Source organism: Streptomyces sp. NPDC018026 (assembly GCF_044327745.1).
Lineage (GTDB): Bacteria > Actinomycetota > Actinomycetes > Streptomycetales > Streptomycetaceae > Streptomyces > Streptomyces rubrogriseus.
The window spans coordinates 13,871-36,385 of the sequence record NZ_JBIRFY010000010.1 but is presented as its reverse complement, the minus strand read 5'-3'; the positions used below and the strand labels follow the sequence as shown (position 1 = coordinate 36,385).

Genomic DNA, 22,515 nt, shown 5'->3' with positions numbered 1-22,515 from the left:
GCTCAGCTGTCGCTCAGCACTCGCTCAGCTGTCGCCGCGCGCGGACTGAGCCCCGGCCGCGGGCTCCTGCTTCCGCTCGGACGCGGGGGCCTCGGTGGCGGTGTAGTAGACCGAGGTGCCCTGCTTGGTGCGCTGCGCCTGGTTCTTGGCGACGAGTCCCTCAAGCGTGGTGCGCACGACCGTGGTCTTGACGGTGCGTTGGGCGTGGGCCTCGCTCAGCGCCGTGGTGACCTCGGCGGCGGACCGCGGTTCCCGCTGCCCGACGAGGTGCTCGCGCACCAGCTCCACCAAGGTGGGCTGGGCGGTGGCCCGCGCCGACGCCTTCTTCGCCGCGGGCTTGGCGGCGGGCTTGGCGGCCGACTTGGCCGGTGCCGCGGTGGCCGCGTCGGGCGACGTCTTCGTGCCGGTCTTCGTGCTCGGCTTCGGCACCGCCTTCGTGTCCGGCTTCGTGTCCGGCCTTGTGTCCGTCTTCGCGGTGGCCTTCGGGGTGGCCGTGGCGGTGGACCTCGTGGCCTTCTTCGCCTTCGGCTTCGAAGCAGGCTTGGCACCGGGCTTCGGGGCCGCGGCACGCTTGGGTGCGGTGGTGGTCTTCCTGCCCCGTGTCCGCCTGCCCGTCTCCGACTGCGGGGCGGCACTGTCGCGCGGCGCCGGCACGGTGGCCGCCCCGGCCGCGGAGGCCGATTCGGGCGCGGAGGCCGATTCGGGCGCGGATGCGGCCTGGGCCGGCTGCGGGGTGAGGCCGAGGGCCTGCTGCATGTTCACGAGCAGGGCGTGGTCGTGCTGCAGCGCGGCCAGTTGCTGCTGGAGAGCCGTGATCTCCGTGCTGACACGTTCCTGCTCCTTGACGTTGCGCTCCAGGTCGTCGGTCACCTGGACGCTGTACTGCGAGGCCAGTTCCGTGGCGGACTGCATCGTGCTCTCGGACATGGTGTTGACTCTCCTTGGTTCGCGGCCGTGAAGGCTGACGCGCAGCCCCCGGTTGTTGCCCTGTTCGCTGCCGAGTCGGTATACCACGTATGGCCGCCCTCGTGGTATGTGCCGCCGCAACCCCGTGTGTGTGTTCGGACCGCGGAGCGCGTCGTTCACCCGCCCTCGGGCACCTCCACGACCTTGCCGTGTTCGTCGATGGTGTGTGTCTGCCAGTAGGTGTCCCACTCGTCACCGACGTGTTCCGGGACCTTGCCCTCGGGGTAGCGGGTGTAACCCTCGGGCGGTTCCTCGCCGTTGGGCACACACGCGCTGCCGGTTTCCCCGACGGACAGCACCGGGTACTCACCGCCGCCGCAGGTGGCGTCCTCCATGGAGCAGCCGGTCAGAACGGCCGCGGCGGCGACACAGGCCAGGACGAGACCGGGAACGGACCGCCTCGTGCGGACGGGGGGCGCGGCCGACGCTCGGTGAACCGGATTGCTGGTACGCACGATTGACTCCCTGTGGGTGACTGGTGCGGCAAGCGTCCCCCGCCGGGGGGAAGCACCTCATGAGTACGAGTACTCAATCGGACGAGCCGTATGACCCGTCACGGCCGGCCAATCGGTCCCGTCGGCGTGTGCTCGCCCGCGCTTCCCGCTCGGCCCCCGCGACGGCGTCCGCGGCCGTCCGGTGCCGCTCCCGCGCCACCCGCCGGTCCCGTTCGGCCCGGTCGAGGTCCTCGCGGGTCTCGTGCAGTTTCCTTTCGGCGGCGGCCACCGTCTCGCGGATCCGGTCCAGCTCGTCATCGGCCCGGTGGAGCGACTCCTGCGCGCCGGTCTGCTCGGCGCGTGCGTCCCGCAGGTGTCCCGCGGCCCGCTCCGCCTCCCGCTCGGCGCGCTCCAGTTCCTCCTGCCGTTTGCGGCGGCGCTCGGCGAGTTCGTCCTTCGCCCGGGTTCCGGACGCGGTGCGGGGCGGCTTCGGGCGCGGTGCCGGTCCGGGTCCCGCGGTCCGGGCCGGTTGCGCCGGGGCCGTGCCCGGGGGGAAGTCCGAGGGCGGGGTCAGGGAGACCTCCAGGCGCCCCCCGGCCCACTGGTCGGCCGCGTCCGGGTCGGCGAGGACCGCGCGCAGGGTCGACTCCACCTCCCGCTGCGCCGCCTGGGACAGCCGGTGCCCGGCCTCACCGGCCAGCTGTGCGGCCTGCCGGGAGAGGGCGGCCACGATGCGCCGGCGCTGCGCCGAGAGTTCCTTGAGCCCGGCGGCGTCCAGGGTGCGGTGCGCCTCGCGCAGCGCCTGCCCCAGTTCCAGGAAGCGCCGGGTCTCCTCCGGCCGGGAGCGGGTCAGGAGATTGGCCGCCCAGGCCGCGAGCGTGGGCCGGCGGGCGGCATGGATGCGACGGGCGTCCTCCTTGCGGCCGGCCGTTCTGGCGGCCGCGGCGTGCTCCTCGCGGCGCGGGACGAAGGCGGCCGGCGGCGTGCCGTACAGCTCGTCCAGGACCTGCTCGACCCCGCCCGCGTCCGGTCCGCCGGTGTCCCGGCGACGCCCTCCCGTGCGCGGCATGGCCTCGACCCTCCGTCCCTTTCGCTCGGCACTCGGCACTCGGTACTCGGCGCTCGGCACTCGGCCCTTGGTCTCGGTCCTCGGCTCTCCGTCCTCCGTCGCCGCACACCACCATGCCTTCTGTCTACGGTCACGCGGTCCGCCCCGCGACCCGGGCGGGGCCCACCCGGGAAGGGTGCCGGGCCGGCGGCGCCGTCAGCCGAAGGTGCGCCGGTAGGCGTGCGGGCTGACTCCGGTGGTGCGCTTGAAGCGGTCGCGGAAGGCGGTCGGCGAGCCGAAGCCGACCTGGGCGGCGATACGTTCCACGGAGTGCTCCGTGGTCTCCAGCAGGTGCTGCGCCTGGCGGACCCGGGCACGGTGCAGCCACTGCAGCGGGGTGCTGCCGGTCTGCTCCCGGAAGCGGCGGATCAGTGTCCGCGTGCTCATCCCCGCGTGCGCGGCGATGTCGGCGAGGGACAGGTCGCGGGCGAGGTTCTCCCGCAGCCAGGCGAGCAGGGGTTCGAAGGTGGAGCCGCGCGGCACGGGCGGGTAGTCGTGGACGATGAACTGGGCCTGGCCGCCCTCGCGTTCGAGCGGCATCACCGACAGCCGGGCCGCGTGTGCGGCGACCGCCGAGCCGTAGTCCCGCCGGATCATGTGCAGGCACAGGTCGAGGCCCGCGGCGGCACCGGCCGAGGTGAGGATCTGGCCGTTGTCGACGTAGAGGACGTCCGGGTCGACGTCGATCTCCGGATGGGCGCGGGCCAGGGCCTCGGCGGCGATCCAGTGGGTGGTGGCCCGCAGCCCGTCGAGCAGCCCGGTGGCGGCCAGCGGGAAGGTGCCGGAGCAGATGGAGGCGATCCGGGTGCCGTTCCCGGCCGCCGTGCGCAGTGCCTCCCGGACGGCCGGGGAGAGCGGGTCGGCGGCGGCCGTACCGGGCACGACGATGGTGTCCGCGTCCCGCAGTCCCTCCAGGCCCCAGGGGGCCCGCAGCGTGAACGCGCCGGCGTCGATCTCGGGGTGCTCGGCGCACACCCGGATCCGGTAGCCGGGACTGCCGTCGGGCAGCCGGGTACGGGTGAAGACCTCGATCGGGGTGGACAGGTCGAACGGAATCACCCGGTCCAGCGCGAGAACGGCGACGGTGTGCATGGCCGGAAAGTACCTCCTCGGGGGCCGGTGATCGGTGGGCGTGGCGTTTTCCCGTCGAAAGCTGTCACTCCTGCCACCGGCGGCAGCCGGAACGGCCACCGGGCCGACCACCAGTCGTCTATCACGATAAGCAATTTGCCTAATTCAATTAGGTCAATGCACAATCAACGAAGGAAGGCGCTACGCAGCGAGACGCACCACCGCCGGAGGCGACATGCACACCACGGACGACTGGATCACCACGCCCCTCACCCGGGACCTGCTGCGGGGCGCCCTCGACGTGGAGCGCACCGAGCGCGGCCTGCTGCCCCACCGGCTGCCCGCCAGGGCCCGCGCGCAGAACAACGACGGCCAGCTGGCCATGGCCGAGTCCCAGCCCTCCGGCGTACGCCTGGCCCTGCGCACCCGTGCCACCGTCCTGGAACTGGACACCCTGCCCACCAAGCGGGTCTACGTCGGCGTCCCGCCACGTCCGGACGGCGTGTACGACCTGCTCGTCGACGGCCGTCCGGCGGGCCGGGGCAGTGTCGTGGGCGGCAACACCCTGACCATCGACATGACCACCGGCACCGCGGCCATCGAGCCCGGTGAGGCCGGTACCCTGCGCTTCGCGGACCTGCCAGAGGGCACCAAGGACATCGAGATCTGGCTGCCGCACAACGAGACCACCGAACTCGTCGCCCTGCGCAGCGACGCCCCCGTCGAGCCCGCCCCCGACCCCGGCCGCCGGGTCTGGCTGCACCACGGCAGCTCGATCAGCCACGGCTCGGACGCCGCGAGCCCCACCACCACCTGGCCCGCCCTGGCCGCCTCCCTCGGCGGCGTCGAACTGATCAATCTGGGCCTGGGCGGCGGCGCCCTGCTCGACCCGTTCACCGCACGGGCGATGCGCGACACCCCGGCCGACCTGATCAGCGTGAAGATCGGCATCAACGTGGTCAACGCCGACCTCATGCGTCTGCGCGCCTTCGGCCCCGCCGTGCACGGCTTCCTGGACACCGTCCGGGAGGGCCACCCCACCGCCCCGCTGCTGGTCGTCTCGCCCATCCTGTGCCCCGTACAGGAGGACACCCCCGGTCCCCTCGCCCCCGACTTCTCGGGCATCGCCGAGGGCCGCCTCCGGTTCGTCGCCACGGGTGACCCGGCGGAGCGCAGGAGCGGGAAACTGACCCTGAACGTCATCCGCGACGAGCTGTCCCGGATCGTGTCGGAGCGGGCCGCCGACGACGAGAACCTGTACTACCTCGACGGCCGCGAACTCTACGGACAGGCCGACGCGGTGGACCTGCCCCTGCCGGACGACATCCACCCGGACGCCGCCACCCACCGTCTCATCGGCGCACGCTTCGCCGAGCTGGCCTTCGCCGACCGGGCCCCCTTCGGCGACTGAGCCTCATGCGCCGGGGCTCACGCCCCGACGACGACCGCGGCGAAACGCCGGGCCACCTCGCGCCACACCACCTCGGCGGCGGGCTCGTCGAGCCGCGCCCGGCGGGAGAGCTCCACCGGGTCCAGCCCCCGGGCCTCCAGCCGGGCCGCGTCCCACGACCCGACCCGGTCCGCCCCCGCCTCGGGGTGGAACTGCACGCCCCACGCCCGCTCGCCGACCCTGAACGCCTGGTACGGGCACCCCTCGCTCGACACGAGCCAGGCCGCGCCGGGCGGCAGGGCGGTGACGGCGTCCACGTGGTGCTCGATCGCCGTCACCCGCTCCGGCAGTCCGCCGAAGAGCGGATCGGCACCGGCCTCGGCGCGCACCGTCAACGGGGTGCTGCCGAACTCCGGTCGGCCGTGCTCACCGCGCACCGTGCCCCCGGCGACCCGGGCGAGGAGCTGCCCGCCGAGGCAGATCCCGAAGACCGGGGCACCCCGGTCCACCGCCTCGGCGACCAGGGCCCGGGTGGGCGCGAGCCAGGGGGCGCGCACGTCGTCGTCGGGCAGGTAGCCACCGCCGAGCACCATGACGCCGTCGTGCTCCGGACGCCGGGGGAGGGCCCCACCGGCGTACGCGTGCACCACGTCCAGGGACACCCCGTCCGCGGTCAGCCAGTCACCGAACCGCCCCGGCCCACCACCCCGATGGTTCTGCACCACCAAGAGCCGTGCCATCTCCCCACCCCGCCTCACCTCGTCCGGACCCGGCCTCGCGCCGGCTCAGCGGCGCGCCAGGTACAGGGCCACGGCCTTGTGCAGCACCCTGTTCAGTGGATACTCCCACTCGCCGAGGTACTCGACGGCCTGGCCGCCCGCACCGACCTTGAACCGGAGCAGCCCCAGCAGGTGGTTGTCCTCGTCCAGGGTGTCGGTGATGCCGCGGAAGTCGTAGACGGCCGCGCCCAGTTCACGGGCGTCGCACATCATCCGCCACTGGAGGGCGTTGTTGGGCTGCACCTCGCGCCGCCGGCCGGTGGACGCGCCGTAGGAGTACCAGACGTGGTCGCCGACCGTCAGCATCGTGGCCGCGGCGAGCACCTCACCGTCGTGATGGGCGAGGTACAGACGCATGCGGTCCGGGTCCTCGGCCGTCAGCGCCTGCCACATACGCTGGAAGTAGGCGAGGGGCCGCGGTACGAACCGGTCCCGTCGCGCGGTCTCCACGTACAGCTCGTAGAAGGCGGGCAGGTCCTCCAGGTCACCCCGGACGACCTTGACACCGGCCTTGTCGGCCTTCTTGATGTTCCGCCGCCACTGCTGGTTGAAGCCGTTCTGCAGTTGCTCCAGGGTTCGTCCGGCGAGCGGCACCTGGCAGACGTGGCGCGGCTGGCCCGCGGCGAAGCCGTCCGCGCCGCCCGGCTCGGTGCGCCGCCAGCCCATCCGCCGCAGCCGCTCGGCGAGGTCGTCGGCGCCGGGCTCGTGCTCGGTGGCCGCCACGTCGCCCAGCCGCCGGGCCCCGGGGTCGGCGATCGCCGCCTTGACCGCGTCGGCGCTCCAGCGCCGCGCCACCACCGGCGGCCCCATCCGCACCGTGAACGCGCCGCGTTCCCTCAGGTGCGCGAGCATCGGCTCCAGCCACCGCTCCAGACCGTCCGCCGTCCAGTCGATGACCGGCCCCTCGGGCAGATACGCCAGGTACCGCTTCAGCCGCGGCAGCGGCCGCAGCAGCACGAGACCGGCGCCGACCAGCTCGCCGCCCTCGTTGAACCACCCCAGGCTCTCCGCCCGCCAGTCCGGCTTCACGTCGCCCCAGGAGGGGACTTGGAGGTGGCTCACGGAAGGCCGGGCCGCGACGAAGCGCAGATGCTCCTCGCGGGTGATCGGCTTCAGACGACAGCTCATGGGGTGTCCCTCTGTTCGGTTCGTTCGACGGCGCGATGGTGCGGCTGTTCAGCGGTGAGGTGGCCGGGAGGCGGGCGCGGTCGCCGGCCCGCACACCTCACAGGGAACAACGACGGACGCCGATCCGCGCGCTGTCGTCCGCCCGGCCACCCGTGTGCTCCGTCCGGCGCGCCGGGCCGCGGACCGGATGGCAGCGTGGCAGCACCGGGCGGTGCGGCGGGACGGACGGGACGGACGGAGCGGAGGCGCCATGGCGCGGGCGATCTGGACGGGCGTGATCACCTTCGGGCTGGTCTCGGTGCCCGTCGGTCTGTTCACGGCGACCGAGGACCACACGGTCCACTTCCACCAGTTGCAGCGCGGCACCTCGGACCGGATCCGCAACCGGCGCGTCAACGAGCGCACCGGCAAGGAGGTCGGTTCCGACGACATCGTCAAGGGCTACGAGGTGAGCGAGGGCGAATACGTCGTCGTGGAGCCCGGGGAACTCGACGAGATCGCGCCGGGACGCTCCCGCACTCTCGAGATCACCGACTTCGTGGACCTGGACCGGATCGAGCCGGTCTACTTCGGCCGCACCTACTACCTCGCCCCGCGCGGCAAGGAGTACCTCAAGGTCTACGAGCTGCTGCGCACCGCGCTCGCCGAGACCGGCAAGGCGGGGGTCGCCACCTTCGTCATGCGCAACCGGCAGTACCTGACCGCGCTGCGCGCCGAGGACAGGGTCCTGCTGCTCCAGACGCTGCACTGGGCCGACGAGGTCCGCGACCCGGTCGAGGAGCTTGCGGAACTGCCGTCCGACCGGGTGGGCCGCGGCAAGGAGCTGGACATGGCGCTGCGTCTCGTCGACGCCCTCAGCGGCGACTGGGAGCCCGCCCGCTATCGCGACACCTACCAGGACAAGGTCCGCGAGCTGGTCCGGGCCAAGGCCGAGGGCGAGGAGGTCGCCGTCGCCGAGGAGGCGCCCGGGGCCACCAACGTCGTCGACCTGATGGAGGTCCTGCGCGGCAGCCTGGAGCAGGCGAAGGGCACAGGCACGGGCACGGGTACGGGCGGCAAGCGGTCCGCCGCGTCGCGGAAGAAGGCCACGGCTCCCTCCCGCCGGACCCCGCCCGAGCGGGGCGGGCTGCGGGAACTGAGCAAGGCCGAGCTGTACCGGCGGGCCACCGAACAGGACATCGCCGGCCGGTCGAGGATGAGCCGTCAGGAACTCGTCGACGCGCTCACCGACCGCGACCGCGACCACGGCCGCGGCAGGGGAAGCGGCAGCCGCGGCCGCCGGAAGAAGAAGACGACCGCGGCCTGAGGCCCGAGCCCCGCTCAGGCGGTGCTGAGCATGCCTTCCCGCAGCCGGGCCAGCAGCCGGGAGATCAGCCGGGACACATGCATCTGGGAGACGCCGAGCCGTTCGCCGATGTCCTTCTGGGTGAGTTCCTCGACGAACCGCCAGTGGATGATCTGCCGGTCGCGTTCGTCCAGCTCGGCGATCATCGGGGCCAGGGCGTGGAAGTCGTCGACCAGGGCCAGGGCTGCGTCGTCGGCGCCGATGAAGTCGGCGAGCGCCGACTCGCCGTCCTCGCTGCCGTTGATGGCCGCGTCCAGGGAGGCGGAGTTGTAGCCGTTGGCCGCCAGACGGGCCTCGACGACTTCGTCCTCCGGCAGGCTCATCAGCTCCGACAGCTCCTGGGTGGTGGGAGTGCGGCCGAGCCGGCTGCGCAGTTCCTCGGTGGCGCGGGCGAGTTGGACGCGTGCCTCCTGGAGGCGCCGGGGCACGTGCACGGCCCAGGAGGTGTCCCGGAAGAACCGCTTGATCTCCCCGACGATGTACGGCACGGCGAACGAGGTGAACTCGACCTCCCGGGTCAGTTCGAACCGGTCGATGGCCTTGATGAGGCCGATCATGCCGACCTGGACGATGTCCTCCATCTCCTCCGGCCCACGGCTGCGGAACCGGCCGGCCGCGAAGCGGACCAGGGACATGTTCATCTCGATCAGCGTGTTGCGTGCGTACTGGTGCTCGGGCGTGCCCTCCTCCAGCACGGTGAGCTGCTCGAAGAACAGCTTCGACAACTCCCGCGCGTCCCTGGGCGCCACCTTGGACGGGTCCGCGATCTCCGGCATGTCCGTCGTGGCATGGTCGGTGGCCTGCGCGGTCGTCGTCGTCATGATGTGCCCTCCCGGTGGATCGGTCGTCGTTGTCACCTTGTCGGCCGACGACCGATCGCCTACCCCGGGTCAGGCCCCACACACCTGACGGAGTGCCGCGACACTCGGCGCGGGGTCCGGGCCGGTGCCTCAGAGACCCAGGTAGAAGCGGACCGCGGTGCCCTCGTCGGTCGTGTGAACCCGCACCAGATCGGCGACGTAGTGGACGAGCAGGAGGCCGCGGCCACCGATCTGCCCGTGCTCCGGGGGCCGTCGGCCGGCGAGCAAATCCGTGAGCCGTCCCGCGTCGCGGACCTCGCACACCACCTGACCCGCCTCGGCCCAGACCGCCAGCGTTCCGCTGCCGCCGCCGTGGACCACGCTGTTGGTGGTCAGCTCGGCCACCGCCAGTTCCGCGTCCTGCAGCCGCCGCCCGGACAGTCCGAGCGAGGCGGCCAGGCCGACCGCGAAGCGGCGTGCCTCGGGCAGCTCCCCGGACCCGAAGGCCAGGACGCGCGCGTCGGGAGCGTGCCCGAGCGGCTCGTTGTAACGGGCCACGACCGCACGCCAGTCGTACCCCTCACTGACCCGCTCGCTCCCCTCGGTGATGACCGTCGGGTGGGTGACCAGGGCGTCGGCCAGGACGTCCGCGGCCAGCCGGGTCTCGTCGTACGGGCACAGGATGGTCGCCCGGCGGCCCGCGAAGGCCGCGTTGATCAACGCCTCGTGCTGGGCGCACGCCGGGTACTCGGCGGCGCTGCGCCCGGGCCAGACCGGTTCCCCGACGATCCGTACCCGGACCCGCGCGTGCGCGTCGGCGAACGCCCTCAGCACGCCCGGGATGATCCGCCCCGGATTGCGTCCGGCCTCGGTCATGTCCAGGAAGGTGACGTCCCGCGCGTCCGTGCCCAGTCCTGCCCGGACCAGTTCCAGGTGCGGGCCCGGCACGGCCACCGCCACCGGCTCGCCAGCGGCCAGTCCCTCCCGCACGAACGCCGCCGTCCGGTCGGTGTACTCGGCCTGTGAACGGTAGAACAGCGCCGGATGGGTGAATGTCCCGCCGGCGGTCGCCGTACTCATCGTGGCGCCACCTCGATCCGGTGCAGGGACGGCCAGAACAGGTCCAGTACCCGCGGCAGTTGCGGGGGCGGCCGCTCCACCACGACGCGGCCGACGGGCAGGTTCAGGGCCGTGACGGCCAGCGCCGCCACCCCGGCCACGTCGACGAACCGCACCGCCGACAGTTCCACGTAGGACACGTCCGTGTGCCGCCGGGACAGCTCGGTCAGGGCGTTCTGCCAGGAGAGCCGGGTGCTCACGTTGATCTCACCACTGGCCCGGATGCCCGGACGGCCGGGCAGCGGACCCACGTCCAGCAGGACGGCGCCGCCCGTGCGGGCCGGACCGCCCGTGGCGCCTGTGCCATCCACACTCGATCCCCTTCGGAACCCCACCGGGCACGAGTCGGCGGCCCGGGCACTTCTTCCGGCCAGGCAGCCTATCCCGACCGGAGCGCCGTACGCCGGTGAGGGGACAAACCGGCGACAGTCGGGCGGATCGGGGAACACAGGAGAGTGAGCGCGTCCCCGGAAGGTCGGAAGGGAAGACTGGGCATGTTTGAAGCCGAGAACATTCGTGACTGGCGTGGCCTCGACGTCGTGGACTACGACGGCCGCAAGATCGGAACCCTGGAGTCCATCTACTTCGACACCCTCACCGACCGGCCCGCGTTCGCCACGGTCACGATCGGGCTGCCGACCCGCCGGCGGCTCGTCTTCGTGCCGGTGGACAAGGCCACCGTAGGACCGTCGTACCTGAAGGTCACCTACGACAAGTCCCTGGTCAAGGACGCACCCGGCATCGACCCGGACGGTGAGCTGGCCGCCGAGGACGAGGGCGCGGTCTTCGCCCACTACCACCTGCCCCACGAGCCGGGCAGCCGCGGCGAACGCCGCCTCGGCCGCCGCTGAACCCCGTGGGGGGGGGGGGGGGCGCCCCGCGCCCCCCCCCCCCCCCCCCCCCCGGGTCCGGGCGGTCCGGCTACGCGACTTCCGCGCCGCGTGCCGCCGCCTCCGTCTCGGAGGTCGCGCTGCCCGTGGCAAGGGTGCCGCCGGCGCTCTCGAGATGCGCCCGCACGAACCACTGGAACTGCTCCAGGTCCCTGAGCCGGCCGATCAGGAGGTCCTCCGTGGCCGTGTCGATCCGGCCGGCCTCCTCGACCGCCGCGCGCATGCCCTCGACCACGCCGGTGTACACGACGTCGAGCGCGCCGAGATGGGCGATGGCGTCGGCCCGTCCGATGGAGTAGTCGTCCCACTTCCGCTCGGCCACCAGCGCCCCGGGCGTGCCCTGCGCCACCCCGCCGAGCGCGGCGATGCGCTCCGCGACCTCGTCGGCCATGTCGCGCACCTGGTCGACCTGGGGGTCGATCATCTCGTGGACCGCGATGAAGTGCGGACCCACGACGTTCCAGTGCACGTGCTTGAGGGTCAGGTGCAGGTCGTTGAGGGCGTGCAGGCGCAGCCGCAGCACACCGATCAGCCGTCCGGCCGCCTCGCGCTCGATGCCGGGGACCGTGTACTTCGGGGTCAGGTCGTGCGTCATGGCGGGCCTCAGCTCCTCATGCGTGTCATACGTCATTGCTCGTGCACGAATGCCCCGTATCGGCTCGGGCAGACATGCGCGGGCGCGGCCGGGATCAGGACGGCGGGGCCGGCAGCGGCATCGCTTCGAGGGCGCGCGCCGCGTGCACCAGGTTGGACGCCATGGCGCGGCCGGTGGAGACCGACCAGTCGTGACCCCGCTCGTCGTCGAGGAAGTCAGGACCCGGTCCCGGGCCGAGGTGCCAGTAGGTCCAGGCCTGGCCGGGAATGGTGTAGCCGATGTCCGCGAGGCCGCCGCCGATCTCGCTGATGACGTGGTGGGCACCGTCCTCGTTCCCGGTGACCAGGACACCGGCGACGCGGTTGTAGGCGACCGGACGGTCCTCGTCGTCGGTCTCACCGAGCATGGCGTCCATGCGTTCCAGGACCCGCTGGGCCACGGAGGAGGGGCGGCCGAGCCAGGTCGGCGACGCGATGACCAGGATCCGCGAGGCCAGCAGCTTCTCGTGCACCCCAGGCCAGTCGTCCCCGTCGCCCATGTCGGTCTCGACCCCCGGTTTCAGGTTCAGGTCGACGGCCCGTACGACGTCCACCTCGGCCCCGTGGCCCTTGAGCGCCGCGATGACCGTGGCGGCCAGCGCCTCGGTGTTCGACGGCTGGGGGGAGGGTTTGAGAGTGCAGTTGATCACGAGTGCGCGCATGCCCACCCGTGTTCCCCGCCGGGCCTGACGCTATGGTCGGCCGTATGGCTGACGAGTGCTTCCGGCATCCGCGGCTCGCCGCGCTCTACGACGTGTTCGACACCGACCGCGGCGACCTCGTCCCGTATCTGCGCATGGCCGACGAGTTCGGCGCGCGGAGCGTGCTGGACATCGGCTGCGGAACCGGGGTGTTCGCCCTGCTGCTGGCCGACCGCGGCATCGAGGTCGTCGGCGTCGACCCCGCCGGGGCCAGTCTCGACGTGGCGCGAGGCCGCGGGGGTGCCGACCGGGTGCGCTGGATCGAGGGCGACGCCACCGCGCTTCCCGCGCTGCGCGTCGACCTCGCGACCATGACGGCGAACGTCGCCCAGGCGATCACCGGCCGGCCCGCCTGGCAGGGGACGCTGCGTGGCGCGTACGAGGCCCTGCGCCCCGGCGGGCACCTGGTGTTCGAGACCCGGGACCCGGCCCGGCGCGCCTGGGAGGAGTGGACCCGCGAGCGCACGCACCGGGTGGCGGAGTACCCCGGCACCGGCACCGTCGAGAGCTGGTGCCGACTCCTGGACGTGAGTGGACCGCTGGTCACCTTCCGGTGGACCTACGTCTTCGGCGCGGACGGCGAAGTGCTGACCTCCGACTCCACCCTGCGCTTCCGCGAGCGGGACGAGGTCGCGGCCGACCTGGCCGAACAGGGGTACGTGGTACAGGAGGTGCGCGGCGCCCCCGACCGCGCGGGGCGGGAGTTCGTCTTCGTCGCGCGGCGGCCGGAGACGGAGGGGGCCTGACGTCGCCCGTACCGGGCAGACCTCCCGGAACCGGCAGCCAACGCCGCCCGCTCACTGCCCGGCCCACCCCGTGACGCGGCACCCTCCGGGCGGCCATCCTCACCGCATGGCCCGATTCCAGCACACCGTGACCCTCGCCCCCGTACCGCGCCGCTGGTTCGAGTCGTGCGTCGCCACGCTGCACGACCTGGCGGAGGGCACGGACGCCGAGGGAGGCCGGCTGACGCTGCCCGACGGACGTCCGCTGCCCGGCCTGGTGCTGGCGGAGGGGCGGCATCTGAGGCCGGGCGCGCGGTACCGGCCGGTGAACGAGAAGGACGGGGAACCGGACGCGGACCAGTGCCTCACCGTCCTCGCCCGGGACCGCCGCGGGGAGACGGCGCTGGAGGTCGTCGCCCTCGACGACGACCCGGCCCACCGCGCGCGACTGGTCTGCGCCCTCGGGCTCACGAGCGTCGAACGGCCGCGGGAGGCCTGGCTGTCGGCGACGCTGCACTCGGACGGCGGCAAGCGGGCGAAGTACCTGGGCGGCACCGGATGCCTGCGCCTCGACCTCGGTCGGTGGTGGCAGGCGACGGGCCACGGCCGGCACCCTTCCCGCGCACCCCTGAGCGGGACCCTGACGCACGCGCTCGTCCGCATCTCGGTGACCGTCGTTCCACGCCCCGCCCCCGACGGACGCTGGCGGGTGACCGTGAAGGCACGGGTCAGGGGCCGCTCCTTCGCCCGCCCGCTGCTGCCCCTCGCCACGGCGGTGCTGGGGCGCCGCGCCCGGCGGGCCGGTGCCGAGGCACTGGAGCGTGCCGCGACGGCGTGGAACGCACAGGTCCCCGCACTGGTCCGCAAGGACAGCGAGCGGCTGAGCGCCGAGCTGGCCGACGCGCTGCTCGGTCCCTGAACCGGCGCCGCGCGTTCGCCCGCGCGGCAGCGCGCGAAGGGCGCACACGAGAATCGAGTGAGCCCTGTACGCGCCCCCTTCGCGGTACGGACAATCCCAGTGACCGTGTTCACCCGGCGGAAGACGCGGTGTCGTCCGGCCGCCGACTCCCGGGAAGCAGGTCGATCGTCATGCTCCTGCGTCAGCCCACGACCGTGACCGAAGCGCAGGAGTGCATGGCACAGGGCGCGGTGCCCATCGGCGGGGCCACGCTCGTGTGGGCCACCTGGCAACGCGACGGCTTCCCGGAACTGGCCATGTCGCTGCGCGCACTGCCGGAGGCGACCGCCGTCGAACCCGAGTCGCTGGGCGCGGCCGTGGTGCTGCACCGTATAGACGACCGGGTGCCCGAGGTGCTGCGCCGGGCGGCGGGCTCGGTCGGCACCGGAGCCGTACGCCGGACCGCGACGGTGGGCGGCAACCTCGTCGGCAGCAGCCTGCGCTGCCTGCTGCCAGCGGCCCTTGTGCTGGACGCCCGCGCCACGGTGCTGGGCCCGGACCGCCCCTACGAGACCGATCTGGGCGAGGTGATGGCGAAGCGTCACCTGCTGCTCGGCCTGCGCTGGCGCACACCGCTGGCCAGCGGCTACCGCAAGGAGCCCGCCGAAGCCGGCGGTCCGCCGCCCCTGGTGGTCGCCACCGCCGTGCACGCCGATGCCGAGGGCGGGCTCCGGCTGCGCGTCGCCGTGCGCGACGGCTACGACGTGCTGAGCGGGACCACCGGGTGCGGCACGGACGCCGAGGAGACCTTCGACGCCCTGGGCCGGACGGACATCGGCTCGCTGCCCGCCGGGGCCCGGGACGTGGTGCGCGAGCAGGTCGCCGGTGTCCTGGGCCCCCTCGCCGACCGCTGAACCGGCGGCCGGCTCCGTGCGTCCGCGTCAGCCGTTGGCCAGGGCCTTGACCCGGTCCAGCGCGCCGTTGAACTTGTCGTGGTCCCCGACGGTCGGCCCGGACGAGGTGTACTGCCACATCGTGTGGAAGTCCCAGCCGGCCGGGAGCGTCCCCGCGGTCGAGGCGTACCGGGCGATCCACAGCGGGTTGTTCGCGCCGAAACCGCTGTAGTTCCCGGTGCACTGCGTCCACCAGTTGGTGGAGGTGTAGATGGCGGCGTGGCGGCCGGTGCGCTGCTTGTACCGGTCCAGGAACGCCCGGATCCAGCTGACCATCTGACTGTGCGTCCGTCCGTAGCAGGTGGCCCCGTACGGGTTGTACTCGATGTCGAGGACACCCGGCAGCGTCTTGCCGTCCTTGGACCAGGCGCCGCCGTGATCGACGAAGTAGTCGGCCTGGGCGGCGCCGCCCGCGGTGTCCGGGGTCGCGAAGTGGTACGCGCCGCGGATCATCCCGGCGTCGTACGAACCGCCGTACTGCTGGGCGAAGTACGGGTTCCGGTAGGAGGTCCCCTCGGTGGCCTTCACATAGGCCCACTTCACGCCGCTGTTCCAGAGGGTCGACCAGGCGACGTTGCCCTGGTGGCTGGAGACGTCCACCCCCTCGGTCTGGGCGACGCGGGTGCCGACGGGGCGGCCCTGGACCCCTTCGTGGGCGAGAACGCCGGTGCCCATGTGGGCGGTGCCGCGAGCGGGCGTCCTGGTGTCGTCGGCGGAGGCGGCGGCCGTGGCCGGGACGGCGGCCAGGGTCAGGAGGAGTGACTGGGCGGCGAGGATGACGCCTGAGGTGAGCAGGCGTGAGTGGCGTCGAGCCACTGTTATGGGTCTGCGCATGGCACCCATCCGAACCGCAGTCGGGCGCCACCGCATCCCACAGTCGCCCAGACGGTGTTGGGGGTGGTCTCAGACCGGCGCCCCGAAGACCGGCACGGCCTGTCCGGTGACCCGTGTGCGCGGATCGTGCGGACCCACCTCGATCAGCAGCTCGCTGGTCCGGCCCATGTCCTCGCCCTGGCGGACCGCGATCGCGGCCGGGCCGGTGACCAGGCCCAGTTCGCGCAGGTACCCGCCGAACGCCGCGGCCGCCGCGCCCGTCGCCGGGTCCTCCACGACGCCGCCGACGGGGAACGGGTTGCGGGCGTGATAGCGCTCGGCCGACTCGCGCCACACCAGGTCCACCGTCGTCCAGCCGTGGCGCCGCATGACCTCGGCGAGCGCGTCGAAGTCGTAGTCGAGGTCGGCCAGCCGGGCCCGGGACGCCGCGGCGAGCACCAGGTGGTCGTTTCCCCCGAACGCCACGTGGGCGGGCAGGTCGGGATCCAGGTCGGCCGCCGTCCAGCCGAGCGCCGCGAGCGCGGCGTCGCGTTCGGCGGGCAGCGCCGGGCGCGAACGCGTCGGCACGCTGGTGAGGGTGGCCCGCACCGCTCCGGTCCCGTCGACCGCGGTGGACACCGGGATCTCACCGGCGGGCGTGTCCAGGACGATCTCGCCGGGACCCAGCCGCTCGGCGAGGGCGACGGCCAGCGCAACCGTCGCGTGCCCGCAGAACGCCACCTCGGCCAGCGGACTGAAGTAGCGGACCCGGAACCGCCGTCGCTCGGCGTCGCCGCCGGTGACGAACGCGGTCTCGGAATAGCCCACCTCGGCGGCGATCGCGAGCATCTCCGGGTCGTCCAGCCCGGACGCGTCGAGGACCACCCCGGCCGGGTTGCCGCCCGCCGGGTCGTGGGTGAAGGCCGAGTAGCGCAGGATCTCCGTCGTCATGGGGGACACGCTGCCAGCCGCCCGCCGATCGTGTCCAACGATCGTTCGCGATCTCTTCCATCGGGGAACCGCATACCCTGGCTCCGTGGACACCCGACTGCTGACGACCTTCACCGTGCTCGCCCGCACCGGCGGCTTCACCGCCGCCGCGGCCGAACTGCACCTGGCCCAGTCCACCGTCACCGTGCACATCCGCACCCTGGAACGGGACCTCGGCGTGCGGCTCTTCGACCGCCTGCCCACCGGAGCGCTGCTCACCGACGCCGGGCGCCGCCTCCTGGAACGGGCCGAGGAGGTGCTCGACGCCGTGGCGCGGCTGCGGGCCGGGAGCGCGGAGGGCGGCGCGGTGTCGGGGCGGGTGGTGATCGGCAGCCCCGAGTCCCTGTGCGCGAGCCGCCTGCCGGGACTGGTCGCGGCGCTGCGCACGAGCCACCCCGAGGTGGACGTCCACCTGTACGCGGCCGGGACCCGGGAGTGCGTCGAGGGGCTGCGGTCGGGACGCCTCGACCTCGCCCTGCTGCTGGCGGAGGAGACGGAGTTCCCCGACGTGACGTCGGAGCCGGCCGGCCGTGAGCCGCTCGCCCTCGTCGCCGCTGCCGGACACCCGCTGGCCGCCCGGGAGCGGGCGGCGAGCTGGCCGGAACTCGCCCAGGAGAGCTTCTTCCTGCTGGAGGAGGGCTGCTCCTACAGCGACGCGCTGGCCCGGCGGCTGCTCGAGGTGCCGGACACCAGGCCCCGGCTGACCAGGTTCGGCAGCGTCGACGCGGCGCGCAACTGCGTCGCGGCCGGGCTGGGGCTGACGCTGCTGCCGCTCACCACGGTGACGGAGGAACTCCGCCGCGGGCGCCTGGTACGGGTCGAGGGGCCCGGCTTCCCCGCCGTACCGGTACGACTCGCCCGGCACCGCAGGCGCTGGACGGCACCCGCCGCACAGGAGGTCGCCCGGGCGCTCGTCCGCCATCTGGGCGACTGAAGGCCGCCCACCCGGCGCCCGGCCCGAACCGTCCGCCCGGAACACCTGCCCCAGGCAGAACGCCTGTACCACATCGGTGCGTTCGATGGGCGAGATGTCGGGAAAGTTCGCTCCTCGGTGGGGTCTGCGGCCGGTCCGGCATGCGCGGTCAACCCGGTGACTAGCATGAGCCGCAAGCCCGCCGGAGTGATCACCACTCGCCGGCGGCCCGGCTCCGGCCCGCGGTCGACCCCGGTCGACCGGCCCCTTCCCCGCTCTCAAGGACCCGAGGGACCGCGGAATGTCAGTGTCTGCACCCCCCACCCCGCCCCGGACGCAGAAACCTCACCGCTCCACCCCAGCCGTCCCGCTGCTCGTGCTGCCGGCCACGGCCGCTGCCGCCGGAGCCGCCTGGGCGGCCGCTCCCGAGACCGCCCGGAGCTGGACCGCGACCCTCGCCGTGACGTCCTGGCTGTGCGTCGCCGTCTCCGTCGTCCTCGGCTCCCACCTGGTCGGACGGGCACGCCGGACCGCGGCGGCCCGGCGGACGGAGATCAGCGCCCTCAAGGCCCAGCTCGCGCAGGAGAACGCCGGGCTGGTGCATCTGGTCAACGTCGCGTTACCGGGTATCGCGCAGCAAGTGCGCGACGGCACCGGCGCGGACGAGGCCGTCGCCAACACCGCCCCCACCTCCGGGCCGCACCTGCGGCAGGTCGTCCAGAGCTTCGCCGTCCTGGTGGAGGACGCGGTGCGGCAGGCCGCGGACGCCGAGTCCCGGCGGCAGCAGGCACTGGGGGAGACCCGCCGCGGCGTCGCCGAGCTGGAACACCTGACCAACAGCACCCTGCCCGCCGCCGTGGGCAAGCTGCGGGACGGCACCTCGGCGGAGATCGTCCTCGCCGAACTGGACTGGCCACGCGGAGCACAGGCCCGCGCCTGCGCCGAGCTGTTCGTCCGGGAACTGGCCCACAGCGAACGGCGTACCGCCGCCGCGCAGGCCGCCTCCGCCAAGTCCCTCAGCCGCGTCCAGGCCAAGGCCGTCAGCATGCTCGCCGACCTCAGGGACATGCAGGATCGTCACGGCGAGGAGGTCCTCGGCGATCTGCTGCGCCTGGACCACAGCACCTCGCAGCTCGGCCTCATCACCGACCGGCTGGCGCTCCTGATGGGCGGGCGCTCCAGCCGGGCCTGGAACAGACCCATCGTGATGGAGAGCATCCTGCGCGGCGCCGTCGGCCGGATCGCCGCCTATCAGCGGGTGCGGATGCACTGCTCCACCGACGCCGCGATCTCCGGCTACGCGGCCGAGGGCGTCATGCACCTGCTGGCCGAACTCATGGACAACGCCGCCAACTTCTCACCGCCCATCGACGAGGTCCACGTCTACGTGGAGGAACGTACCGCCGGAATCGTCGTCACCATCGAGGACAGCGGGCTGAAGATGGCCGACGCCGCCATGCGCCACGCCGAACAGGCGGTGTCGGGGCGGACGAACGACCTGGCCTCGCTGCAGGGCACCCGCCTCGGCCTCGCCGTGGTGGGACGGCTGGCCGCCAAGTACGGCGTCGGCGTGAGCTACCGGCCCTCGTCGCGCGGCGGCACCGGCGTCGTCGTCCTGGTGCCGCCCCAACTGCTGGCCCAGCAGCGGGACCCCGGGCCCGCCCTGACCGGCCGCACCTTCGGCGGTGGTGGTGCCTCCACCGTCCCCGGCCCCGCACCGGCCGCGGAGGCCCCGGCGTACCCGCGGCGGATCCCGGACGTACGGCCGGCGGAGCGGACCGTCCTGCCCGAACAGGCGGTACGCCCCGGTCCCGCTACCGCCACGCCGGGCGGCCTGCCCATGCGCTCCCCGGGCCGCACGATGGCCGAGGCGGAGGCCGAGCGGGAGCACCGCGACCACCACCGGCCGCCCGTCGACCCGGCGGCGTCGGCCGCCCGCGACGCCGGGGCCAGCTTCGGCGCCTTCCACCGGGGGCGGCAGTCCGGGGCGTCCGGCGGAGCGTCGGAGTCCGAACCGCCCGCCCCGGGCTAGCAGGCGGGCAGGACCGCGCCCCGTCGCATCGCACCAGCCGTCGCACCCGCAGCACGCCCCCGGCGCGCACCGGTGCCCCCTCGCCCCACCGCTCGTGTCGCTCGTGAGATTGGAGGAACGGGACGGTGACCGCAACACCAGGAACCACCGCCCCCGCACCCATCATGCAGACCACCGACAACAGCCTCACCTGGCTCCTGCAGAACCTCCTGGACCGCACCCCCGGTACCCGCCACGCCCTCGTCCTGTCCCGCGACGGACTCAGGCTCTGCTGGACCGAACACCTCACCCTGGACCGGGCCGACCAGCTCGCCGCGATCTGCTCGGGCATCCAGGCCCTCGCCCAGGGCGCCTCCGTCGAGTTCGGCAACGGCACCGGCGGCGTGCGGCACTCCATGACCGAGTTCCACGGCGGGCTGCTGTTCATCGTGGAGGCGGGCGAGGGCGCACACCTGGCCGTCGTCGCGGTGGAGGACGCCGACCCCGGCGTGGTCGGCCACCAGATGACCGAGCTGGTCGAGCAGATCGGCGAACACCTGAGGGCCGAGCCGCGGCACGCCGTTCCCGGGGGCAGCCCGTCGTGACGCGCAGGCCCGTGGACACCGGCGCACCCGACCGGCTCTACACGGTCACGGGCGGGCGCAGCCGTGCCGACGACTCCTTCGACCTCGTCACCCTGGTCGTCGCCGAGTGCGCGCCGTCGGCCGGCATGCAGTCGGAACACGTCCGCATCCTCGACCTGTGCCGGCACCCCACGGCCGTGGTGGAACTCGCCGCCGAACTGGCCCTGCCGATCACGGTCGTGCGCATCCTGCTCGGCGATCTGCTCGCCACCGCGAGCATCACCGCGCGCCACCCGCGCCTGGGGCAGACCGCCGCGTCCCAACCCGATACCGCCCTTCTCCAGGAGGTGCTCCATGGGCTCCGCAACCTCTGACCCGACCGCCTCCGGCACCACCACGACCTCCGGCCGCAAGCCCCTGACCGACGCCGCGGAGACCGGACTGAAGATCGTCGTCGTGGGCGGCTTCGGAGTCGGCAAGACCACCCTCGTCCGCTCCGTCAGCGAGATCCGGCCGCTCAACACCGAAGAGGTCATGACCCAGGCCGGGGTCGGCGTCGACGAGACCGGCGGGGTCACGTCGAAGACCACCACCACCGTGGCCTTCGACTTCGGCCGGATCAGCCTCAACGACCGCATGGTGCTGTACCTGTTCGGCGCCCCCGGCCAGGAACGCTTCTGGTTCCTGTGGGACCGGCTGTTCTCCGGCACCCTCGGCGCGGTCGTCCTCGTCGACACCCGCCGGATGGACGACTCCTGGTACGCGATAGACCGGCTGGAACACCATCGCACCCCGTTCGTGGTGGCGGTCAACCGCTTCGACGACGACACCGCCCGGCACTCCCTGGACGAGATCCGGCTGGCCCTCGCGCTGCCCGACCACGTGCCGCTGATCGACTGCGACGCGCGGGTGCGGACCTCGGGCAAGCACGTGCTGGTCACCCTCGTGGACCACCTCTACCAACTGGCCCTGGCCCAGGAGAGCGCATCGTGACCGACATCGACCCGTCACCCCACCCCGTCGCCGCACCGGGCTGCCCCGCGCACCCGGACGCCGTGCCGCTGGCCGGACTGGAGTACCAGCAGACGCCGTCGGAGCTGTACCGGGGTCTGCGGGCCCGACACGGCGCCGTCGCGCCCGTGCTCCTGGACGGTGGCATCCCCGCCTGGCTGGTCCTCGGCTACCCCGAGGTCAGCTATGTGACCAGTCACGACGAGCTGTTCGCCCGGGACTCGCGCCGCTGGAACCAGTGGGGCGGCATCCCGCCCGACTGGCCCCTGCTGCCCTACGTCGGCCACCAGCCGTCCGTCCTGTTCACCGAGGGCGAGGAGCACCGGCGGCGGGCCGGCGTCATCACCCAGGCACTGGCGGGCATCGACCAGTTCGAACTGGCCCGGGACTGCAGGCACCTCGCCGACCGGCTCATCGCCGCCTTCGCCGGAAGCGGCCGGGCCGAGCTGATGAGCGGCTACGCGCACCCCCTGCCGATGCGCGCCGCCGTACGCATGTGCGGGATGCCGCACACCGGCGCCGACACCCAGCGGCTCGTCGAGGACCTGCGCATCTCCCTGGACGCGGCCGAGTCGGACGACCCGGTCGCCGCCTACACGCGCGTGGGAGAGCGCATCCACCAACTGGTCCGCCACAAGCGCGAGCGCCCCGGCCCCGACGTCACCTCCCGCATGCTCACCCACCCGGCCGGACTGACCGACGAGGAGATCGTCCAGGACCTCATCTCCGTCATCGCCGCCGCCCAGCAGCCCACCGCCAACTGGATCGGCAACACGCTGCGCCTGCTGCTCACCGACGAACGCTTCGCGCTGAACGTCTCCGGCGGCCGCCTCAGCGTGGGGGAGGCCCTCAACGAAGTGCTGTGGCTGGACACACCCACCCAGAACTTCATCGGACGCTGGGCCGTCAACGACACCCAGCTGGGCGGCCGGCACATCCGGGCCGGCGACTGCCTCGTGCTCGGCTTCGCCGCGGCCAACACCGATCCGCAGCTGTGGCCCGAGGCCCACGTCGGCGCCGAGAACTCCGCGCACCTGTCCTTCAGCAACGGCGAACACCGGTGCCCGTACCCGGCACCCCTGCTCGCCGACGTCGTCGCCCGTACCGCGGTCGAGACGCTGCTGGAGCGGCTCCCCGACCTCGTACTCGCCGTCGAGCCCGAGGAGTTGACCTGGCGTCCGTCCATCTGGATGCGCGGCCTGACGACCCTGCCCGCGCACTTCACACCCGTCGTGGCCTGAGAACCGGTGCGG

The 22,515-nt window shown here is 73.2% G+C and carries 25 protein-coding genes; 12 read left to right on the top strand and 13 right to left on the bottom strand.

The annotated features are described in order from the left end of the window. Positions 1-24: 24 nt before the first annotated feature. The 4 genes from ACH4D3_RS27690 to ACH4D3_RS27675 form a co-directional block, all read right to left on the bottom strand. Positions 25-927, bottom strand: coding sequence for a hypothetical protein (locus ACH4D3_RS27690; protein WP_398327187.1), 903 nt, complete (start codon positions 925-927; stop codon positions 25-27). A gap of 155 nt (positions 928-1,082) precedes the next feature. Beyond that, complete coding sequence (locus tag ACH4D3_RS27685) at positions 1,083-1,421, bottom strand: SCO0607 family lipoprotein (protein ID WP_398327184.1); 339 nt, start codon at positions 1,419-1,421, stop codon at positions 1,083-1,085. Between the two features lie 73 nt (positions 1,422-1,494). Next, positions 1,495-2,469 (bottom strand): hypothetical protein, encoded by a 975-nt coding sequence (locus ACH4D3_RS27680; RefSeq protein WP_398327181.1) that lies wholly within the window; start codon positions 2,467-2,469, stop codon positions 1,495-1,497. Positions 2,470-2,664: 195 nt separating this feature from the next. Then, complete coding sequence (locus tag ACH4D3_RS27675; RefSeq protein WP_398327178.1) at positions 2,665-3,600, bottom strand: GlxA family transcriptional regulator; 936 nt, start codon at positions 3,598-3,600, stop codon at positions 2,665-2,667. A gap of 214 nt (positions 3,601-3,814) precedes the next feature. Between ACH4D3_RS27675 and ACH4D3_RS27670 the strand changes: the two genes are divergently transcribed. Then, the gene (locus tag ACH4D3_RS27670; RefSeq protein WP_398327175.1) at positions 3,815-4,990 is read left to right on the top strand and encodes a GDSL-type esterase/lipase family protein; all 1,176 of its coding nucleotides are present in this window, start codon (positions 3,815-3,817) and stop codon (positions 4,988-4,990) included. Positions 4,991-5,007: 17 nt separating this feature from the next. Here ACH4D3_RS27670 and ACH4D3_RS27665 read toward each other — a convergent pair whose 3' ends face one another. Both ACH4D3_RS27665 and femY read right to left on the bottom strand, forming a co-directional pair. Further along, positions 5,008-5,709 carry a type 1 glutamine amidotransferase gene (locus ACH4D3_RS27665; RefSeq protein ID WP_398327172.1) on the bottom strand — a complete coding sequence of 234 codons (702 nt, stop codon included), beginning with the start codon at positions 5,707-5,709 and terminating at the stop codon, positions 5,008-5,010. A gap of 45 nt (positions 5,710-5,754) precedes the next feature. Then, on the bottom strand, positions 5,755-6,876 hold the full coding sequence (gene femY / locus ACH4D3_RS27660) for a peptidoglycan bridge formation glycyltransferase FemY (protein ID WP_398327169.1): 1,122 nt from the start codon (positions 6,874-6,876) through the stop codon (positions 5,755-5,757). Positions 6,877-7,126: 250 nt separating this feature from the next. Here femY and ACH4D3_RS27655 point away from each other — a divergent pair, with 250 nt between their 5' ends. Then, entirely contained in the window at positions 7,127-8,182 is a 1,056-nt protein-coding gene (locus ACH4D3_RS27655) for a Ku protein (protein WP_398327166.1), read from the top strand. Positions 8,183-8,196: 14 nt separating this feature from the next. Here the strand turns inward: ACH4D3_RS27655 and ACH4D3_RS27650 are convergent, their stop codons facing one another. From ACH4D3_RS27650 to ACH4D3_RS27640, 3 genes are all read right to left on the bottom strand, one after another. After that, positions 8,197-9,042 (bottom strand): RNA polymerase sigma factor SigF, encoded by an 846-nt coding sequence (locus ACH4D3_RS27650; protein ID WP_388515498.1) that lies wholly within the window; start codon positions 9,040-9,042, stop codon positions 8,197-8,199. A gap of 129 nt (positions 9,043-9,171) precedes the next feature. Further along, positions 9,172-10,101, bottom strand: a complete 930-nt coding sequence (locus ACH4D3_RS27645) for an anti-sigma factor RsbA family regulatory protein (protein ID WP_398327163.1) — start codon at positions 10,099-10,101, stop codon at positions 9,172-9,174. Beyond that, positions 10,098-10,451 (bottom strand): hypothetical protein, encoded by a 354-nt coding sequence (locus ACH4D3_RS27640; RefSeq protein WP_398327160.1) that lies wholly within the window; start codon positions 10,449-10,451, stop codon positions 10,098-10,100. Before ACH4D3_RS27640 ends, ACH4D3_RS27645 begins: the two co-directional genes overlap by 4 nt. 183 nt (positions 10,452-10,634) lie before the next feature. On the opposite strand from ACH4D3_RS27640, the gene ACH4D3_RS27635 reads away from it, so the two are divergent. Further along, a complete protein-coding gene (locus ACH4D3_RS27635) occupies positions 10,635-10,991 on the top strand; it encodes a PRC-barrel domain-containing protein (RefSeq protein WP_003978264.1) in 357 nt (118 codons plus the stop codon). A 70-nt stretch (positions 10,992-11,061) separates the two neighbouring features. Here the strand turns inward: ACH4D3_RS27635 and ACH4D3_RS27630 are convergent, their stop codons facing one another. Then, a complete protein-coding gene (locus ACH4D3_RS27630) occupies positions 11,062-11,625 on the bottom strand; it encodes a Dps family protein (RefSeq protein ID WP_398327157.1) in 564 nt (187 codons plus the stop codon). A 94-nt stretch (positions 11,626-11,719) separates the two neighbouring features. Then, positions 11,720-12,325: a flavodoxin family protein gene (locus ACH4D3_RS27625; protein ID WP_398327154.1), complete on the bottom strand. Its 606-nt coding sequence runs from the start codon at positions 12,323-12,325 to the stop codon at positions 11,720-11,722. Positions 12,326-12,369: 44 nt separating this feature from the next. Between ACH4D3_RS27625 and ACH4D3_RS27620 the strand changes: the two genes are divergently transcribed. From ACH4D3_RS27620 to ACH4D3_RS27610, 3 genes are all read left to right on the top strand, one after another. Beyond that, positions 12,370-13,110 carry a class I SAM-dependent methyltransferase gene (locus ACH4D3_RS27620; protein ID WP_398327151.1) on the top strand — a complete coding sequence of 247 codons (741 nt, stop codon included), beginning with the start codon at positions 12,370-12,372 and terminating at the stop codon, positions 13,108-13,110. Positions 13,111-13,216: 106 nt separating this feature from the next. Continuing rightward, positions 13,217-14,008 (top strand): hypothetical protein, encoded by a 792-nt coding sequence (locus ACH4D3_RS27615; RefSeq protein ID WP_398327148.1) that lies wholly within the window; start codon positions 13,217-13,219, stop codon positions 14,006-14,008. A 170-nt stretch (positions 14,009-14,178) separates the two neighbouring features. Continuing rightward, entirely contained in the window at positions 14,179-14,901 is a 723-nt protein-coding gene (locus ACH4D3_RS27610) for an FAD binding domain-containing protein (RefSeq protein WP_398327145.1), read from the top strand. A 27-nt stretch (positions 14,902-14,928) separates the two neighbouring features. Here ACH4D3_RS27610 and ACH4D3_RS27605 read toward each other — a convergent pair whose 3' ends face one another. Together ACH4D3_RS27605 and ACH4D3_RS27600 are read right to left on the bottom strand one after the other, a co-directional pair. Then, positions 14,929-15,774 (bottom strand): lysozyme, encoded by an 846-nt coding sequence (locus tag ACH4D3_RS27605; RefSeq protein WP_398327142.1) that lies wholly within the window; start codon positions 15,772-15,774, stop codon positions 14,929-14,931. 69 nt (positions 15,775-15,843) lie between these two features. Then, complete coding sequence (locus tag ACH4D3_RS27600; RefSeq protein WP_398327139.1) at positions 15,844-16,704, bottom strand: PhzF family phenazine biosynthesis isomerase; 861 nt, start codon at positions 16,702-16,704, stop codon at positions 15,844-15,846. 85 nt (positions 16,705-16,789) lie between these two features. On the opposite strand from ACH4D3_RS27600, the gene ACH4D3_RS27595 reads away from it, so the two are divergent. From ACH4D3_RS27595 to ACH4D3_RS27570, 6 genes are all read left to right on the top strand, one after another. Continuing rightward, on the top strand, positions 16,790-17,677 hold the full coding sequence (locus ACH4D3_RS27595; protein WP_398327136.1) for a LysR family transcriptional regulator: 888 nt from the start codon (positions 16,790-16,792) through the stop codon (positions 17,675-17,677). Positions 17,678-17,957: 280 nt separating this feature from the next. After that, positions 17,958-19,688: a sensor histidine kinase gene (locus ACH4D3_RS27590; protein WP_398327133.1), complete on the top strand. Its 1,731-nt coding sequence runs from the start codon at positions 17,958-17,960 to the stop codon at positions 19,686-19,688. 164 nt (positions 19,689-19,852) lie between these two features. Continuing rightward, positions 19,853-20,272 (top strand): roadblock/LC7 domain-containing protein, encoded by a 420-nt coding sequence (locus tag ACH4D3_RS27585; protein WP_398327827.1) that lies wholly within the window; start codon positions 19,853-19,855, stop codon positions 20,270-20,272. Further along, positions 20,269-20,625, top strand: a complete 357-nt coding sequence (locus ACH4D3_RS27580) for a DUF742 domain-containing protein (RefSeq protein ID WP_398327130.1) — start codon at positions 20,269-20,271, stop codon at positions 20,623-20,625. The genes ACH4D3_RS27585 and ACH4D3_RS27580 overlap by 4 nt, the downstream gene beginning before the upstream one ends. Further along, positions 20,606-21,244: a GTP-binding protein gene (locus tag ACH4D3_RS27575; protein WP_398327127.1), complete on the top strand. Its 639-nt coding sequence runs from the start codon at positions 20,606-20,608 to the stop codon at positions 21,242-21,244. The genes ACH4D3_RS27580 and ACH4D3_RS27575 overlap by 20 nt, the downstream gene beginning before the upstream one ends. Continuing rightward, complete coding sequence (locus ACH4D3_RS27570; RefSeq protein ID WP_398327124.1) at positions 21,241-22,503, top strand: cytochrome P450; 1,263 nt, start codon at positions 21,241-21,243, stop codon at positions 22,501-22,503. The genes ACH4D3_RS27575 and ACH4D3_RS27570 overlap by 4 nt, the downstream gene beginning before the upstream one ends. Positions 22,504-22,515 lie beyond the last annotated feature (12 nt).